Source organism: Terrabacter sp. MAHUQ-38, assembly GCF_014518425.1.
Taxonomy (GTDB): domain Bacteria; phylum Actinomycetota; class Actinomycetes; order Actinomycetales; family Dermatophilaceae; genus Terrabacter.
This window is the reverse complement of sequence record NZ_JACVCU010000002.1, coordinates 327,103-344,607: the sequence shown is the minus strand read 5'-3', so window position 1 is coordinate 344,607 and position 17,505 is coordinate 327,103. Positions and strand designations below refer to the sequence as shown.

Below are 17,505 nucleotides of genomic sequence, written 5' to 3'. Positions count from 1 at the left end.
CCGATGAGTGACGTGACCCTGAGAGGCGTGACGAAGTCCTTCGGTGCGACGACCGCGCTCGACGAGGTCGACCTCGACCTTGCTTCGGGTCGGCTCACCGCCGTCCTCGGGCCGTCCGGGTGTGGCAAGACGACGCTGCTGCGCGTCGTGGCCGGCTTCGTCCGTCCCGACCGCGGCACCGTCTCCGTCGACGGCAGGCTCGTCGAGGGGCCCGGCAAGCACGTGCCACCCGAGCGGCGTGGCGTCGCCGTCGTGCCCCAGGAGGGCGCCCTCTTCCCGCACCTCGACGTCGCGGCCAACGTGGGCTTCGGCCTCGCCGCAGGCCGTCGAGGGAGGCCGGGAGGCAGTCTGGGTCACGCAGCGGCAAAAGACCGGGTGGCCGAGATGCTCGACCTCGTCGGGCTCGCCGGCCACGGTGACCGGCGGCCGGACCAGCTCTCGGGCGGCCAGCAGCAGCGGGTCGCGCTGGCACGGGCCCTCGCTCCGAGCCCGGAGGTCGTCGTGCTGGACGAGCCGTTCTCCGCCCTCGACGCCGGCCTGCGCGCCCAGGTGCGCGGCGAGGTGCGCTCGGTGCTGCACGCCATCGGCGCCACGGCGGTCATCGTCACGCACGACCAGGAGGAGGCGCTGTCGATGGCGGACTCCGTGGCCGTCATGGACCAGGGCAGGGTGCTCATGCACGCGAGTCCCGTCGAGGTCTACCAGCGCCCGCTCGACCTCGGCGTCGCGCGGTTCGTCGGCGACCTCGTCGAGCTTCCGGGGACGAAGTCGGGTGACATCGTCGAGACGGCGCTCGGCCGGCTGCCGCTGCACGGCGCCACCGCGGCCGACGGACCGGTGCTGGCGGCGCTGCGGCCGGAGCAGATCCGGGTCGACGCGCGCCTCGAGCGCGACGGCCACCGGGCGCACGTCGACGACGTCGTCTTCCACGGACACGACACCCTGGTCCGGCTGACCCTCCTCGGGGTCGTCCCGGCGGTGCGGGTGACCGCCCGGACGGTCGCCCCGTTGCGGCCGGGCGACGACGTCGCCGTGCGCGTCATCGGGCCGGCGCTCGCCTACGCCCACTGAGCGGCGGGCCCGGTCGGCCCGGTCGGCCCGGTCGGGCCCGGTCGCCTCGGCGGGAGGTTGCGGCCCGGTCGGCCCCATCGCCTCGGTGTGGAGCGGACGGCGTACGCCCAGGTCACTCGAGCCACTCCGTGACGAAACGCTCGTTGGCGTGGACGTGCACCGCCTCGTAGCCGTCGGGCCCGGTGCGGAAGCGGTGAGGCGTGTCGGCCGGGACGACGAGGACCTGACCCGCCCGCCCGACGAGCTCTCGCGCCCCGTCGCCCGCGCCGACGGTGAACGTGGCCCACCCGCGGCGGATGATGAACGTCTCCGCGTACGGGTGCTGGTGCAGCCGCGGCCCGACACCCTCCTTGGTCGTCGACTCGAGGATGATGCTGATGCCGGCCCCGCCGGGCAGCTCCTCGTAGTTCTCGGTCCAGTCCTCGCCGTCCTCGCGCCCGTCGGCGCGGCTGATCAGGGTCTCCATCGCTCGTCCTCTCTCGTCGGGCTGGTCGGGTCGGTGCGCGTCGCATGGGTCTCCGCCAGACACTCCGGGCCCTCCCCGTCACGTCGAACGGGCACGGCCGGGTTCGACACGGGTGTGAGCGCCGGCGGCAGCGGGACGTCGGGCAGGGCGGCCTCCGGCATCGGGGTGGGGGAGAAGCCGACCATGGCAGGCAGGGCGTACGCCCCCGGCGCCGGCGCCGGTCCCCACAACCACGGCTCCCTCGGGCGCCAGAGCAGCCTGCCGGGCCGACGCCGGTCGCGCAGTGCGTGCATGCGCCAGAGCAGGACGGGGTGGGTGCCGGTGGCGTTGGAGATCCAGACGAAGAACCCCGGCTCGGTCACGGCCCGGTCGGCCATCGCGTCCACGTCGACCGACCGACCGAGGTACTTGCCCCCGGCGAGAGTCGCCATCGCCGACCGGGCGCCGTGCGGCACCAGGGCATGCCCGTAGTTGTCCGCGGTGTACTCCTGGGCGCGGCTCAGGGTGGAGCCGACGAGCGGGATCCACTGCGACGCGAAGGTGCCGAGAATGCGCCAGTAGCTCGTGTGGCCGGCCGCGATGTGCCCCACCTCGTGCGCGATGACGAACCGGAGCGCGTCCGGCTCACGCGCCGCGCCGCCGACCTCCAGCAGGTCGCTGTGCACGACGACGAACCGACGGAAGCCGTGTCCGGACGCGGCGGCATTGATCACGCCGTTGCCGAGCACGACGTAGGCGTCGGGCACGTACGACATGCCGGAGCGCCCTGCGGCGTCGACGAGCATCGCGTGCGCCTCCGGGAACTGCTCAGCCGTCAGCTTGATCCCGTTGAGACGCTGGAGCGCCCAGAGCTGGCCGCGCGCGAACCACACGAGCAGCGGCGCGAAGACGAGGGCGAGGGCGTAGACGTCGGGCGCACGCTCCTGGTCGATCGCGACCGTGACCTCGGCGATCGCCGCGAGGAGCAGGAGCAGGGAGACCATGATCGCGATGACGAGGGTGAGGATCTCCCGCGGGTGCCGCACGTGGCGGCGCAACGGGACGTGCGACCCCGGGGCCACGGGGAGGACCTGCATGGGTTGGGCGCGCATGGGCGCCATTGTGCGTCACCGCGGCCCTCGCCGACGGGCAGGCAGCGGCGCAGGGCGTGAGCGGCGCACCCCCAAAGCATGGGAGACTGTGCTGATCGCGGCGGGGCCATCAGGCCAGCCCGCACCACAGACCAGCACCACCGACCCGTCACCCTGACTCTGCGAGGTTCGTCCCACCGTGTCGCCCATGGCCCGTACCGCGCTTGCGCCCCACGCAACGCCGCCCGAGCTGATCCGCAACTTCTGCATCATCGCGCACATCGACCACGGCAAGTCGACCCTCGCCGACCGCATGCTGCAGCTGACCGGGGTGGTCGACTCGCGCGCGATGCGGGCGCAGTACCTCGACCGCATGGACATCGAGCGCGAGCGCGGCATCACGATCAAGAGCCAGGCCGTGCGCATGCCGTGGGAGGTCGACGACACGACCTACTGCCTCAACATGATCGACACCCCGGGCCACGTCGACTTCACCTACGAGGTGTCGCGTTCGCTCGCGGCGTGCGAGGGCGCCGTGCTCCTGGTCGACGCGGCGCAGGGCATCGAGGCGCAGACCCTCGCGAACCTCTACCTCGCGATGGAGAACGACCTCACGATCATCCCGGTGCTCAACAAGATCGACCTTCCGGCCGCGCAGCCGGAGAAGTACGCCGAGGAGCTGGCCAAGCTCATCGGTGGCGACCCCGACGACTGTCTCCGGGTGTCCGGCAAGACCGGCGAGGGAGTCGAGCCGTTGCTCGACACGATCGTCGATAAGCTCCCGCACCCCGTCGGTGACGCTGACGCGCCGGCCCGGGCCATGATCTTCGACTCGGTCTACGACACGTACCGCGGCGTGGTCACCTACGTCCGCGTCGTCGACGGCAACCTCAACCCGCGCGAGCGGATCGTCATGATGTCGACTCGGGCGACGCACGAGCTGCTCGAGATCGGCGTCATCAGCCCCGAGCCGGTGCCCTCCAAGGGCCTCGGCGTCGGCGAGGTCGGCTACCTCATCACCGGCGTCAAGGACGTGCGCCAGTCGCGCGTCGGCGACACCGTCACCAACGCGAGCAAGCCGGCCACGAAGGACCTCGGCGGCTACCGCGACCCCAAGCCGATGGTCTTCTCCGGGCTCTATCCGATCGATGGCTCCGACTATCCCGACCTGCGCGAGGCCCTCGACAAGCTCAAGCTCAACGACGCCGCGCTCGTCTACGAGCCCGAGACGTCGGCCGCGCTCGGCTTCGGCTTCCGCTGCGGCTTCCTCGGCCTGCTGCACCTGGAGATCGTCCGGGAGCGCCTCGAGCGCGAGTTCGGGCTCGAGCTCATCTCGACGCAGCCCAACGTCGTCTACGACGTGACCATGGACGACGGCAAGCAGATCCACGTCACCAACCCCAGCGAGTTCCCCGAGGGCAAGATCGCCGAGGTGAGCGAACCGATCGTCCGCGCCACGGTCCTCGCGCCGTCGGAGTTCGTCGGCGCGATCATGGAGCTGTGCCAGACGAAGCGCGGCACCCTGCGGGGCATGGACTACCTGTCCGAGGACCGGGTCGAGATGCGCTACACGCTCCCCCTGGCGGAGATCGTCTTCGACTTCTTCGACCAGCTGAAGTCGCGGACCCGCGGCTACGCGTCCCTCGACTACGAGCCCGACGGCGACCAGGTCGCCGACCTCGTCAAGGTGCAGATCCTGCTCCAGGGGGAGTCCGTCGACGCGTTCTCCGCGATCGTCCACAAGGACAAGGCGTACGCGTACGGCGTCATGATGGCGGGCAAGCTCAAGGACCTCATCCCGCGGCAGCAGTTCGAGGTGCCGATCCAGGCGGCAATCGGATCACGGATCATCGCCCGCGAGAACATCCGGGCCATCCGCAAGGACGTCCTTGCCAAGTGCTACGGCGGCGACATCAGCCGCAAGCGCAAGCTCCTCGAGAAGCAGAAGGAGGGCAAGAAGCGCATGAAGATGGTCGGTCGGGTCGAGGTGCCGCAGGAGGCCTTCATCGCTGCCCTGTCGAGCGACGGCGAGAAGGCCAAGAAGTAGCGCGGACAGCTCAGTCGGCGAGCAGCTTCCGGCGCAGCGTCTCGGTGTCGCGTCCCGTCCATCCTTGGGTGCTCAGCCAGCCGAGCGGACCACCGTGGCGCTCGTCGAGGGTCGCGAGCAGCCTCCGCATCGTGTCGGTCGTCGGGGACTGCTGGGTCACCGTCTTGTTCTTGAGGTTCTCGGCGTAGGCGGCCTTCGCCCGGAGGCGGCCCATGATCGCCTCGACCCGCTCGGCGGACGCCGCGTAGTCCGCGACGACGAGATCGTCGGGGACGCCGACCACCTTGAGCGCGAGACCGACGACGGTCCCGGTGCGGTCCTTGCCGGCGGCGCAGTGGACGATGGCTGCACCCTGGCTGCCGGCGATGGCGTGCAGGGCCGCGACGACGGAGTCGGGACGCGTCGCGAGGTAGGACAGGTAGTGCTCCGACCAGAACTCGTCGTGGCTCGGGCGATGCTCCTCGTCGAGTGCCGCCGCGGCCGCCGCCTGTCGCCGCTCGTCGGTCTCCCAGGGCAGGGCCCGCTCGGCAGCCGGGATCCCGGACTCGCTCGTGTCCTCGCGGTAGAGCGTGTGGTGGTGGTGGATGATGCCGTCGACCGCCCACAGCGGCCCTTCGCCCTCCTTGGCCACCTCGACGTGGGTGCGCAGGTCGACGACGTCGCTGACGCCGTAGCGGGTCACGAGCGTGTCAACCGCGGCCGGGGTGAGGTCCTGCAGGTTGTCGGAGCGCAAGAGCCGGCGTGGGCGCACGATGTCACCGTCTGCTGTCACCATGCCTCCCAGGTCGCGCATGTTGACGACGCCGTCGAGCTCGATCCAGTTGGGGCGGTACACCCCTCCAACCCTAGGCGAAGCCGTAAAAGGACTTGTCGTGACCCGCCTACCGTCAGATATCTTGATGTCAAGAGAATTGCCGAGCCGAAGGAGCGAGCCGTGTCGGTGACGACGACGAACCCACCGCTGACCAGCCGCGGCATACCGGTGGACCCCGACCTGCGCATCCTCGCGCTCAGCTCGTTCGCCAACCGCTTCGGTGCCGGAGCCGTGCTCACGACGAGCGCCCTCTACTTCACCCGGCAGGTGGGGTTCAGCGCCACCGAGGTCGCGCTCGCCATGTCGGTCTCGGCGGTCGTCGGCATCATCGTCCAGGTCCCTGCCGGGCACCTCGGGGACACGCGCGGGCCGCGCCAGGTGCTGACCGGCTTCATGGTCGGGGCGGCACTCTTCAGCGCCCCGCCCGTATTCGCCCGCAGCCCATGGGCGCTCGCCCTGCTCCTCGGCGTCCTCGCGTTCTTCGAGCGTGGCGCCGGCGCCGTCAACCAGGGCGTCATCGCCCAGCTCGCCACCGGCGGCCGGGGAGTGCTCTTCAAGGCCTACCTGCGCGCCGTCACGAACACCGCGCTTGCGCTCGGCTCCGTGTTCGGCGGTGCCGCCCTCGTCATCGACGAGCCCTGGGCCTACGTCGGCGTCTTCTTCCTCAACGCTGCCTTCACCGGCTTCGCCGCATGGAACACGAGCCGGCTGCCGCACATCGCCCCCCACGAGCGCGCGGCCGGGGAGCCTCGGCTCGCGGTGATCCGCGACTGGCCCTACGTCGTCATCACCATCATCACCGGGCTCTTCTCGCTCCACTTCTTCGTCATGGAGCTCGGCCTCGCGCTGTACATCTCCGCGCGCACGTCGGCGCCGACGGTCATGGTCGCGATCCTGCTCATCATCAACACCGCCGCCGTCGCCCTCTTCCAGGTCCGGCTGTCGCGGCGCGCCGACTCCGTCGAGGCGGGGGCGCGTGCGCTGGTCCGGGGGGCGTGGTGGATCGCGGGCGGCTTCGCCCTCGTGGCCCTCGCCGACCGCGGCAACCCGTGGCTCGCGGTCACCGCGCTCGTGGCCGGTTCGCTCGTCCACGTCGTCGGCGAGATGATCGGGTCGGGCGGCCAGTGGGGCCTGCAGATCGGGCTCGCACCGCACGAGCGGCAGGGCCAGTACCAAGGCTTCGCCGGCCTCGGCTTCAGCGTCCTCGCCGTCGTGGGCCCTCCTGTCGTCACGTACTTCTGCGTCGACCTCGGCGAGACGGGGTGGCTGGCGCTCGCGGCCTTCATGGTCGTCATCGCGCTCGCGTCGGTCCCGGCGGCCCGCTGGGCCCTCGCCTCCAGGGCCCGTTACGGCGTGACGACGCACTCCGGCTGAGCGGGCGTGGCCGTGGCGCGCCGTCACGGCTGAGACAATGGGCGTATGCCGCCCTCCGCCCTTCCCGACGGCGACCCGGCGCCGACGTCGGGTCAGCTCCCCGCAGCGGCGCTCGCCGACCTCGCGTCCACGGACCTCGGCATCTACGTCCACGTGCCGTTCTGCGCGGTGCGCTGCGGCTACTGCGACTTCAACACCTACACGCTGACCGAGCTCGGTGGCCCCGGCGCGAGCATCGGGATCGACACCTACGCCGATGCCGCCGTGCGAGAGCTCGACCTCGCGCAGCGGGTCCTCGGCGACAGGTCCCCCTCCGTGTCGACCGTCTTCGTCGGTGGTGGCACGCCCACGATGCTGCGGTCAGGGGACCTCGTGAGGGTGCTGGACGGCATACGCCGGCGGTTCGGCCTGGCTGCCGGCGCCGAGGTGACGACCGAGGCCAACCCCGACTCCGTGACTGCGCAGTCGCTCCGCGAGCTCGCCGACGGCGGGTTCACCCGCGTCTCCCTCGGGATGCAGTCTGCCGTGCCACACGTACTGCGCACGCTCGAACGCACGCACGACCCCGACAACGTCGCGCGCGCCGTCGCAGCGACGAGGGATGCCGGCATGCAGGTGAGCGTCGACCTCATCTACGGCACGCCGGGGGAGACGCTCGACGACTGGCGGCGCAGCCTCGAGGCGGCCGTGGCCCTGGAGCCCGACCACGTCTCGGCGTACGCCCTCGTCGTCGAGGAGGGCACGAAGCTGGCCGCCCAGGTGCGTCGTGGCGTCGTCGCCGCGCCGGAGGACGACGACGAGGCCGACAAGTACGAGCTCGCCGACCAGCTGCTGTCGGCGGCCGGCTTCGGCTGGTACGAGGTGAGCAACTGGGCGCGGTCCGAAGGCGCCCGCTGCCGGCACAACGTCGCGTACTGGTCCGGGACGAACTGGTGGGGCATCGGCCCCGGCGCACACAGCCACGTCGGTGGCGTGCGCTGGTGGAACGTCAAGCACCCCAGCGCGTATGCCGCCCGGCTGGCCGCGGGAGAGTCGCCTGCGCACGCGCGAGAGACCCTCAGCGACGAGCAGCGCTACGACGAGCGTGTGCTCCTCGGCACACGCCTCGTCGACGGGCTGCCGGTCTCGGATCTGCGAGGATCGGGACGCACGGCCGTGGCCGGCCTCATCGCCGACGGGCTGCTCGACGGCCCGTCAGCGTTGCGCGACGCACGGCTCGTGCTGACCCGGCGCGGGCGGCTGCTCGCGGACACCGTGGTGCACCGTCTGCTCGCCGCCTAGCGGCGGCAGGAGTCGTGCCGAACCGATCAGGAAGGGCCCCATGAGCCAGACCGTGTCGACGCCGGCAGAGCCTGCCACCCCGACGCCGAGTGTCGGCGAGGTGGTCGCCGAGGTCGTCGCCGCGGCGCGTCGTACGTTCGACGCAGGCGTCACGAAGCCGCGTGAGTGGCGCGTCGCCCAGCTGCACGCCCTGAGGCGGCTCCTCGTCGAGCACGAGGACGAGCTCGCCCAGGCGCTGCACTCGGACCTCGGCAAGAGCGCCACCGAGTCGTGGGTCACCGAAACGGGTTTCGTCGTCAGCGAGATCGACCACACGCTGCGCCACCTGCGCTCGTGGACCGCACCGCGTCGCGTGCGCGTGCCCCTCTCGCTCGTGCCCGGCCGGGCCAGAGTGGTCCGCGAGCCGCTCGGGGTGGTGCTCGTCATCGCGCCGTGGAACTACCCCGTCCAGCTGTGCCTCGCGCCCCTGGTCGGCGTGCTGGCGGCGGGCAACACGGCCGTGCTCAAGCCCAGCGAGCTGGCCCCGGCGACATCTCGCGTGCTCGCCCGCCTCGTGCCCCAGCACCTCGACCGCGACGCCGTTCACGTCGTCGAGGGCGCCGTGCCCGAGACGACGGCCCTGCTCGCCGAGCGGTTCGACCACATCTTCTACACGGGCAACGGTGCCGTCGGTCGGATCGTGCTCGAGGCGGCCGCCCGCCACCTGACCCCGGTGACGCTCGAGCTCGGCGGCAAGTCGCCGACCTACGTGTCCGACGACGCAGACCTGCCCGTGGCTGCCCGCCGCATCGTGTGGGGCAAGTTCACCAACGCCGGCCAGACGTGCGTCGCGCCGGACTACGTCCTCGGCGCCCGTGCCACCCTCGACGCGCTGAAACCCCTTCTCGTGGAGGCGATCCGGGAGACGTTCGGCGACGACCCAGCCGACTCGCCGGACTACGGGCACATCGTCGATGCGCGCCACTTCGACCGGCTGACCCGCCTCATCGACCCGGCGCAGGTCGTCACGGGTGGGCGTTCCGACGCGGGCACCCGCTACCTGGAGCCGACGGTCGTGGAGGTGGGTGACCCGGACGATCCGGGTGCGGCGATCATGCGCGACGAGATCTTCGGGCCGGTGCTGCCGTTGGTCGAGGTCGCCGGCCTGGACGCCGCGGTCGACTTCGTCAACCGTCGTGACAAGCCCCTGGCGCTCTACGTCTTCACGGCGTCGGACGAGGTGCGTCGGCGGTTCGTGCGCGACACGTCCTCGGGGGCGCTGGGGTTCAACGTGCCGCTGGCACACCTGTCGGTGCACGGGCTGCCGTTCGGCGGCGTCGGCGCGAGCGGCATGGGGGCCTACCACGGCGAGCGTTCGATCGAGCTCTTCTCTCACGCCAAGCCCGTGCTGTCGCTGCAGACGCGGCCCGACACGACGGCGGTCGTGCGGCCCCCCTTCACGGTCGTCAAGCGCCGGATCATCGAGGGAGTGGTGGCGCCCGGCCGACGAGGTGGCCGACGAGGCGGCCGCCGATGCGTCGAATGACAGCCGTGTCATTAGCACGCCTGTGAGCGAAAGTCCCGCAACTCGCTGCGTGTGTCGCATGGGATTTCTGGGAAACCAGTAACCACCTGGCCTGATTGTCCTAGATTGCCGGAAGCATCCAGGCAATCACGGGAGACCCACATGCCACTGGCGCCTCGCCCCCAGGTCGACGGCGGCACGAGCCACGCCCATCGGGCACCGCAGCGACGCGCTGCGGCCCTGCTCGCCGCGCTCGTCACGCTCCTCGTGTCGACTGTGGGACTCGCCGGCCCGGCCCGCTCCGCCGAGTGGATCGTCCTGTGCACCGGCTACGACCCCTGCCAGTCGGCGGGCTACCCGCACTCTGGCTACAAGGAGAACGCCGCCACGAGCTGGTGGCGGCAGTCGACCGGCCACAACTGCACGAACTACGTCGCTTACCGGCTCGTCAAGAACGGCCTGCCCAACACCAGGCCGTCGACCCTGTCGGGCAACGCCTACAACTGGGGACCGGCGTTCCCGAGCCAGACCAACGACGACCCTGCGGTCGGTTCGGTCGCGTGGTGGAACACCTCGTTCTCCTCGACGGGACACGTCGCCTATGTCGAGCGGGTGATCTCGGCAGACGAGATCATCATCTCGGAGGACAACTGGGGCGGGGAGTTCAAGTGGCGCCGGGTGACTCGCACCGGCGGCAAGTGGCCGAACGGCTTCATCCACCTGCGCGACCAGGGCACGACCGTCATCGACACCGACGTCTACCGGCCGGTGACCCCGACCCGGCTGCTGGACACCCGCTCCGGTCTCGGCGCGCCCGCAGCGAAGGTCGCGGGCGGTACGTCGATCGCCCTGCAGGTCAGTGGGCGGGCCGGCATCCCGACGGGAGGAATCGGCACCGCGCTGCTGAACGTCACGGTCGCGGCGCCCGGGGCCGACGGCTACCTGACGACCTATCCCTCCGGCGTCACGCGCCCCGGCACCCGGAGCCTGTCGTACACCTCCGCAGCGACCTTGAGCCAGCTCGTGCCGGCCCGACTGGGCACGGACGGCAGGGTGCGCCTCTACACGTCGGCGACGACGAACCTCGTGGCGGAGGTCGTCGGGTGGTACCCGACGACCGGTCACCTCGTCCCCGTGACGCCGACCCGCGTCCTCGACACCCGCACCGGCCTCGGTACGGCCCAGGTCCGCGTGCCAGCCGGTGGGAGCATCGACCTGCCCGTCGCCGGAGCCGGGATCGTCCCGGCCACGGGCGCCTCGGCCGTCGTGCTCAGCCTCTCCGCGGCAACGCCTTCCGCCGGTGGGTGGCTGACGGCATACCCGACCGGCGCAGCGCGCCCCGTGACGGCGCACCTTCGCTTCGACCCAGCCGTCTCGATGAGCGGCATGGTCGTCTCACGACTCGGCACCGGCGGCAAGGTGACGATCAACTCGACCGCCGAGACCGACCTGCTGGTCGACGTCGTCGGCTGGTTCAAGACGGGCGCGGATCACGTCGCCGTCACCCCGAGTCGCCTGCTCGACACGCGCACGGGCCTGGGAGCCCCGAACGGACGCGTCGCCGCCGGCGGCACCGTCTCGGTTCCGGTCCTCGGCCGAGGAGGGGTGCCGACCGTAGGGGTTCGTGCCGTCTCGCTCACGGTGACGCCCATCGCGCCGCTCGCCACGACGACCGTGACGACGTACACGAGTGGGACGACCCGTCCGAGCTCGCCGAACGTCACAGTCGCCTCCGGGCGCACGCGGGTCAACTCCGTCGTCGTCCCGGTCGGGGCGGACGGGACGGTGACGGTGCACACGACCGCGGCGGCCTACCTCGTCGTCGACGTCCAGGGCTACCTCAAGAAGTAGCATCCCGGACGCGACGGGCTCAGGCGCTGGGCTCGGTGACGAAGTCGATGAGCTCCTCGACGCTCGCGAGGAGCGTCGGCTCCAGGTCGGCGTAGGAGCGCACCGTCCCCAGGATGCGCTTCCAGGCGTTCGCGATGTCGGCCTGGCTCGCGTGCGGCCAGCCGAGCTCGGCGCAGATGCCGTGCTTCCAGGAGGTGCCGCGCGGGATGATCGGCCACTGCTGCCGGCCGAGCCGCTCTGGCCGCACGGACTGCCACACGTCGACGTACGGGTGGCCCAGGATCTTGACGTGCTGCGCGAGCCCCGGCAGCGCGCGAGCCTGCTCGACGATGCGCGCCTCCTTCGTGCCGGGCAGGAGGTGGTCGACGAGCACACCGAGGCGGCGCCCGCGGCCCGGCTGGAACTCGGCGATGATGCCGGCGAGGTCGTCCACGCCGTCCATGAGCTCGACCACGACGCCTTCGACGCGCAGGTCGTCACCCCACACCTTCTCGACGAGCTCGGCGTCGTGGCGGCCCTCGACGTAGATGCGTGATCCGCTTGCCACCTTCGCCCGCGCATCATGCACGGCGACCGAGCCGCTGGCCGTGCGGGACGCCGCACGACGCGCGTCGGCGAGGGCAGCTGTCGCCGACGCGGTCGGCGGGGTGAGCGTCACCGGTGCGCCGTTGACGAGGAAGCCCGGCCCGAGCGGGAACGCCTTCGTGCGACCGCGCCGGTCCTCGAGGTGGACGACGTGCATGCCGCCCGCCTTCTCGACGCGCACGACGGCGCCGACCCAGCCGGTCTCGACCTCCTCGACGACGAGGTCGCGCTCTGCCGGGGTCGGGACCGACCGGCCGCGCTTCGGCGCGCGCCAGTCACCGCTCAGCACGTCGGATCCGTAACGGTCGATGGGAGGCACCACGGGAGGGTATGCCGTGTGGGCACCGCTGGCGCAGCCGCCACGCGGGTGAAGGTGCCCACCCGATACTCGAGGGGGCACCGTCACCCGCGGCCCGATCGAGTGGGCACGTCGACCCGGGCGCGGCGGGGCCGTCCCGGCATGCGGTTGGATGAAATCGGAGATCTGCCGCCCACGACGTAGACTTGGCACTCGTCAACGGAGAGTGCCAGAGACGTGAGGAGGGACGCGATGAGCGAGGACCGCAGGCTGATGGTGCTGCGTGCGATCGTGCAGGACTACGTCCAGACCTCCGAACCCGTCGGCAGCAAGGCCCTGGTCGAGCGCCACCACCTCGGGGTGAGCGCCGCGACCGTGCGCAACGACATGGCCCTGCTCGAGGAGGAGGGCCTCATCCATGCGCCGCACACGTCGGCGGGGCGCGTGCCCACCGACGCCGGCTACCGCGTCTTCGTCGACCGGCTCAGTGCCGTGAAGCCACTGGGTCCGGGGGAGCGGCGCGCGATCAGCCAGTTCCTCCAGGGCGCCGTCGACCTCGACGACGTCGTCGACCGCACCGTCCGGCTGCTCGCGAGCCTGACCCGCCAGGTCGCCGTGGTCCAGTACCCATCGCTGACGCGCTCGACGGTGCGACACATCGAGCTGGTCCCGTTGGGCGCCGCGCACCTGATGATCGTGCTCATCGTCAACACAGGCCGGGTCGAGCAGCGGGTCGTCGACATCGGGCGTTCGCTCGTCGACGCAGAGGGGGAGGCCCTCGTCTCGTGGATGCGCACCCGCATCAACGAGGTCGCGGCCGGCGTGCCCTTCACCGTCGCGGCCACCCAGCTGCGTCGCCTCGTCGACGAGGTCGACGATGCCGAGCGCGCAGGGCTGACAGCCGTCGTCTCCGCGCTCGGCGACGCCCTCGTCGAGGAGCGCGAGGAGCGTGTCGTCCTCGCCGGCCAGGCCAACCTGGCCCGCGCCGGCACCGACTTCCCGCGCACCATCGGCCCGATCCTCGAGGCACTCGAGGAGCACGTCACCCTGCTGCGCCTGCTTGGCCAGCTGGGCGACGACCCCGACCTCGTGTCGGTACGCATCGGCTCCGAGAACCCCGTCACCGGCCTGCAGACGACCTCGCTCGTCTCGATGGGCTACGGCTCGGGCTCCGAGCGTGTCGCCAGCCTCGGGGTGCTCGGCCCGACTCGCATGGACTACCCCACGACCATGGCCTCGGTCCGAGCGGTCGCGCGCTACGTGTCCGAGATCCTCGACGAGAACCAGGCCACCTGACCCCGACCCCACCCGGCCAGCCCGCCCGCGGCACCGCCGCGCCGGAACCGAACGCACTACGTACCAAAGGAACTCGAGCTTGAACGACTACTACGCCGTCCTCGGGGTCTCGCGCGACGCGAGCCAGGAGGACATCAAGAAGGCCTACCGTCGACTCGCCCGCAAGCTGCACCCGGACGTGAACTCCGGGGCGGAGGCCGAGGACGAGTTCAAGCGGGTGTCGCAGGCCTACGACGTGCTCTCCGACCCGCAGAAGCGCCAGTCGTTCGACATGGGCGCCGACCCGTTCGCCAGCGGAGGCGGCGCGGGCTTCGGTGCGGGCCAAGGCTTCTCGTTCAGCGACGTGATGGACGCGTTCTTCGGTGCTGGTTCTGCAGCCGGCACACGCGGCCCCCGGCCGAGGGTCCAGCGCGGGCAGGACGCGCTCGTGCGACTCGACCTCGACCTCTCGAAGGCGGTCTTCGGCTCCGAGGAGGAGCTGAACCTCGAGACGGCCGTCGGCTGCACGCGCTGTGGCGGCGACGGCGCCGAGCCGGGCACCGGGCGTCAGACCTGCCCGATCTGCCACGGCGCCGGCGAGGTGCAGCAGATCCAGCGCAGCTTCCTCGGTCAGGTCATGACCTCGCGGCCGTGCGTCAACTGCCAGGGCTACGGCTCGACGCTCACCGACCCGTGCCACGACTGCTCCGGCGACGGCCGGGTGCGCACGCGGCGCTCGCTCAAGCTCAAGGTCCCGGCCGGCGTGGACACCGGTACGCGCATCCAGCTGACCGGTGAGGGTGAGGTCGGCCCGGGCAACGGGCCCAAGGCCGACCTCTACGTCGAGATCCGCGTCGTCAACCACGAGACCTACACGCGCCGCGGCGACGACCTGCACTGCAGCATCGAGCTGCCCATGGCGGCCGCGGCGCTGGGCACGACCCTCAAGCTGTCCACGTTCGACGGCATGGAGGACCTCGAGATCAAGCCGGGCACGCAGAGCGGCGACGTCCTGACCCTGCGCGGCCTCGGCGTGACGCACCTGCGCCACGGCGGCCGCGGCGACCTGCTCGTCCACGCCACGGTCCAGACCCCCACGCGGCTGACCGAGGAGCAGGAGGAGCTGCTGCGCCAGTTCGCCGCGCTGCGCGGCGAGGAGCGCCCCGAGGGTCGCTTGACGCCGGCCAACAAGGGCATCTTCGGCAAGCTGCGCGACGCCTTCAAGGAGAAGTGATCGCGCCGGTGAGCCAGCGATGACCCACCAGCTGTTCCTCGGCGAGCCGTCCTCGGTCGCCGCGGCCGCGGTCGGGTCGCCACTGCTCCTCGACGGTGACGAGGGACGCCACGCCGCGGCGGTCGTGCGCATTCGGCCCGGTGAACGGTGCTTCGTCGCCGACGGCGCCGGTCGCCGGGTCCTGATCGAGGCCACCGAGGTCGACCGGAGCTGGGTGCGCGGGACCGTCCTCGAGGTCGTCGACGAGCCGGAGCCGTCGCCCCGGCTGGTCCTCGTCCAGGCCCTGGCCAAGGGCGACCGCGACGAGCAGGCCGTCGAGGCCGCGACCGAGCTGGGAGTCGACGAGGTCGTCCCGTGGCAGGCGGAGCGATCGGTCGTCGTCTGGCGCGGCGAGCGGGCCGCGAAGTCGCTTGCCAAGTGGAGGTCGGTCGTGACGCGCGCGACCAAGCAGTCCCGCCGGGCCCGCGCCCCGGTGACGTCACCGGCGGTCGGGCTCGAGGCCCTCGTGGCGAGGGTGGGCCGGTCGGCTCTGACACTCGTGCTCCATGAGGACGCCGCCGAGCCGCTGGCAGCGGTCGACCTGCCCGAGTCGGGCGACGTGCTCGTCGTCGTCGGACCGGAGGGCGGCATCACCGACCGCGAGGTCGACGCGCTCACGGGCGCCGGGGCCCGGGCCGTTCGGCTGGGCTCGTCGATCCTGCGCGCGTCGTCCGCCGGTCCGGCGGCCCTCGCCGTGCTCAGCGCGCGCACCCGTTGGCGCTGACGGCATACGCAGGCGCGCGCAGCGCCAGAGCATCCTCCTGGTGGCTCAGCGTGCGGTGAAGGGGACCCTCTGCTCGAACTCGAGGGAGCCGTCCTTGGCGCTGCTCGAGAAGACGCGCAGCACGTAGGAGCCCGCAGACAGGTCCTTGGTCGTCTCGAACCTGTAGGCGGCGCGCGCCGGCGCGGCCTCAGCGGCGGTCGTGAAGCCCTTCTCGACCGACTGACCGTCGCGGAGCAGCTCCCACTCGACGTTGGCCTCGAAGGTGCTCGCGACGCCCTTCACCGTCAGCCGTTCGCCCGCCTTGACGACCGCGCCGCGGGCCGGCTCGTCGACCCAGATGGGCGAGAGGACGTCGTAGACGGCCGCCGCGCCCGAGGGGCGCTGGTGCTCACGGCCCGAGGCGACGCCGGGAGCGAGCTCACCACCACCCTCGACCGAGAGCATGACCGGTCGGGCGCCCTGACCCACCGCGGCCTGCGCGGTCCAGACGAGCTGCTGCACGGCGAGCTCGGCCGACACAGGCGCGCCGCTCGGCAGGCCGCCCGACAGCGTCACCGCGATCCGGTCGGCGTCGATCGAGACGGACAGTGGACGCACGCCGGCCCACGCCGACACGTACGACGACGACCGTGGCGGGTCTCCCATGGCGACGGCCAGCGCGGCGCGGGTCTTGCTCTCCGCACCCGACGCCCCGGTCGCGGACGCTCGGACGAACTCGCGGAAGAGCCGCACGTCGTCGCTGCCCGCGACGACAGGCCCGAGGTAGTAGACCGGCACCGACGGGTACTCCGTCGCCGGTGGGGCAATGCTCGTCGTCGGCCCGGTCGCGGTCTGGGTCGGCACGGTCGACGGACTGGTCGACGGGCTCCCGCTCGAGGTGTCGGTCGAGGCGCTCGTCGACGGTGTCCCGGTGTCGGTCGACGTCGCGGCCACGGGCGGGGTCTGCGTCGAGGGCCGGTTCACGGCCCACAGCGTGCCCGCCACGAGGACCGCTGCCGCCGCCGCGGCCGCGGGTGCGAGCCAGCGCCGGCGGCGGCCGGACACGCCGCGGGAGTCGTACGCGTGAGCCTCGGTCAGGATCACGCCGAGGCGGTCGGTCGGGTCGATGCGGCGGGCTTCGCTGTCGAGGGCTCGGCGCAGGCGGTCTTCAACCGGGCGCAGGCCGGCGCCGATGACCACCGGCTCCTCGTCGGGCGACTGGCCACCCGGTCGGGTCGGGTCGGTGTTCATGACAGCTCCCTGGGGTCGATGGTCTGGCGCAGGGCCGTCAGGCCGCGGTGTGCGTGGGTCTTCACGGCGCCGGGGGAGATCTCGAGGATCTGGGCGATCTGGGCCTCGGAGAGGTCCGAGTAGTAGCGCAGCACGAGGACCTCGCGCTGCCGGCCGGGCAGGCTGCGCAGGGCGTTCATGAGGGCGTCGCGCTCGGAGGCGTGGATGACCTGGGTCTCGGCGCTGCCGTGGCTGCCGCGGCCGGGAGCGTCGGCAGCAGCCGCGTCACGCAGGTTCTGCCGGTCGACGACCACGTTGTGGCGCTGCACGGAGCGGCAGCCGTTGACGACGGCGGTCTGAAGGTAGCCGACGACGCGGCCTCCCTCCCGGATGGAGTCCCAGTTGCGGTGCGTGGCGACGAACGCGTCCTGGACCACGTCCTCCGCCGCGAGCTGGTCACGGAGCAGCAGCCACGCGAGTCGCACCAGGCGGTGCCAGTGCGCCTGGTAGAGCTCGCTGATGCCGACGTCGGGGTCGGTCGGCAGGTCGCCACCGAACCAGCCGCGGGCGGGCCCCGGCTGACCCGACGCAGCAGGGCGCGCGGACCCGGAGGCTCCTGGGTCACTGAGCTGGCCGGCCGGCATACTCAACGTTCTCACGGAC

General features: G+C 71.9%; 15 protein-coding genes. 9 read left to right on the top strand and 6 right to left on the bottom strand.

Annotated features, from left to right (window positions below):
- Nucleotides 1-3: 3 nt before the first annotated feature.
- Nucleotides 4-1,071: an ABC transporter ATP-binding protein gene (locus H9I49_RS08555; RefSeq protein ID WP_188029928.1), complete on the top strand. Its 1,068-nt coding sequence runs from the start codon at nt 4-6 to the stop codon at nt 1,069-1,071.
- 112 nt (nt 1,072-1,183) lie between these two features.
- Here H9I49_RS08555 and H9I49_RS08550 read toward each other — a convergent pair whose 3' ends face one another.
- Nucleotides 1,184-1,537, bottom strand: a complete 354-nt coding sequence (locus H9I49_RS08550) for a cupin domain-containing protein (RefSeq protein WP_188029927.1) — start codon at nt 1,535-1,537, stop codon at nt 1,184-1,186.
- The gene (locus H9I49_RS08545; protein ID WP_255523794.1) at nt 1,525-2,628 is read right to left on the bottom strand and encodes a M48 family metallopeptidase; all 1,104 of its coding nucleotides are present in this window, start codon (nt 2,626-2,628) and stop codon (nt 1,525-1,527) included. Before H9I49_RS08545 ends, H9I49_RS08550 begins: the two co-directional genes overlap by 13 nt.
- Before the next feature lie 187 nt (nt 2,629-2,815).
- Here H9I49_RS08545 and lepA point away from each other — a divergent pair, with 187 nt between their 5' ends.
- Nucleotides 2,816-4,654: a translation elongation factor 4 gene (lepA, locus tag H9I49_RS08540; RefSeq protein ID WP_188029925.1), complete on the top strand. Its 1,839-nt coding sequence runs from the start codon at nt 2,816-2,818 to the stop codon at nt 4,652-4,654.
- Nucleotides 4,655-4,664: 10 nt separating this feature from the next.
- Here the strand turns inward: lepA and H9I49_RS08535 are convergent, their stop codons facing one another.
- Nucleotides 4,665-5,489, bottom strand: a complete 825-nt coding sequence (locus tag H9I49_RS08535) for a tyrosine-protein phosphatase (RefSeq protein ID WP_188029924.1) — start codon at nt 5,487-5,489, stop codon at nt 4,665-4,667.
- Between the two features lie 99 nt (nt 5,490-5,588).
- Here H9I49_RS08535 and H9I49_RS08530 point away from each other — a divergent pair, with 99 nt between their 5' ends.
- The 4 genes from H9I49_RS08530 (at nt 5,589) to H9I49_RS08515 (ending at nt 11,478) form a co-directional block, all read left to right on the top strand.
- Nucleotides 5,589-6,842, top strand: coding sequence for an MFS transporter (locus H9I49_RS08530; RefSeq protein WP_188029923.1), 1,254 nt, complete (start codon nt 5,589-5,591; stop codon nt 6,840-6,842).
- A gap of 45 nt (nt 6,843-6,887) precedes the next feature.
- A complete protein-coding gene (gene hemW, locus H9I49_RS08525; RefSeq protein ID WP_188029922.1) occupies nt 6,888-8,123 on the top strand; it encodes a radical SAM family heme chaperone HemW in 1,236 nt (411 codons plus the stop codon).
- A gap of 40 nt (nt 8,124-8,163) precedes the next feature.
- A complete protein-coding gene (locus H9I49_RS08520; RefSeq protein ID WP_188029921.1) occupies nt 8,164-9,648 on the top strand; it encodes an aldehyde dehydrogenase family protein in 1,485 nt (494 codons plus the stop codon).
- Between the two features lie 141 nt (nt 9,649-9,789).
- On the top strand, nt 9,790-11,478 hold the full coding sequence (locus H9I49_RS08515) for a CHAP domain-containing protein (protein WP_188029920.1): 1,689 nt from the start codon (nt 9,790-9,792) through the stop codon (nt 11,476-11,478).
- Between the two features lie 19 nt (nt 11,479-11,497).
- On the opposite strand, the gene H9I49_RS08510 is transcribed toward H9I49_RS08515, so the two are convergent.
- A complete protein-coding gene (locus H9I49_RS08510) occupies nt 11,498-12,382 on the bottom strand; it encodes a DUF3097 domain-containing protein (RefSeq protein ID WP_370587488.1) in 885 nt (294 codons plus the stop codon).
- Nucleotides 12,383-12,613: 231 nt separating this feature from the next.
- Here H9I49_RS08510 and hrcA point away from each other — a divergent pair, with 231 nt between their 5' ends.
- From hrcA to H9I49_RS08495, 3 genes are all read left to right on the top strand, one after another.
- Nucleotides 12,614-13,657 carry a heat-inducible transcriptional repressor HrcA gene (gene hrcA, locus H9I49_RS08505; protein ID WP_188029918.1) on the top strand — a complete coding sequence of 348 codons (1,044 nt, stop codon included), beginning with the start codon at nt 12,614-12,616 and terminating at the stop codon, nt 13,655-13,657.
- 79 nt (nt 13,658-13,736) lie between these two features.
- Nucleotides 13,737-14,870 (top strand): molecular chaperone DnaJ, encoded by a 1,134-nt coding sequence (dnaJ, locus tag H9I49_RS08500; RefSeq protein ID WP_188029917.1) that lies wholly within the window; start codon nt 13,737-13,739, stop codon nt 14,868-14,870.
- Between the two features lie 19 nt (nt 14,871-14,889).
- Nucleotides 14,890-15,633 (top strand): 16S rRNA (uracil(1498)-N(3))-methyltransferase, encoded by a 744-nt coding sequence (locus H9I49_RS08495; RefSeq protein ID WP_188029916.1) that lies wholly within the window; start codon nt 14,890-14,892, stop codon nt 15,631-15,633.
- A gap of 45 nt (nt 15,634-15,678) precedes the next feature.
- On the opposite strand, the gene H9I49_RS08490 is transcribed toward H9I49_RS08495, so the two are convergent.
- Together H9I49_RS08490 and H9I49_RS08485 are read right to left on the bottom strand one after the other, a co-directional pair.
- A complete protein-coding gene (locus H9I49_RS08490) occupies nt 15,679-16,863 on the bottom strand; it encodes a Gmad2 immunoglobulin-like domain-containing protein (protein WP_188029915.1) in 1,185 nt (394 codons plus the stop codon).
- Complete coding sequence (locus tag H9I49_RS08485) at nt 16,860-17,486, bottom strand: RNA polymerase sigma factor (RefSeq protein ID WP_188029914.1); 627 nt, start codon at nt 17,484-17,486, stop codon at nt 16,860-16,862. Before H9I49_RS08485 ends, H9I49_RS08490 begins: the two co-directional genes overlap by 4 nt.
- Between the last annotated feature and the right edge of the window lie 19 nt (nt 17,487-17,505).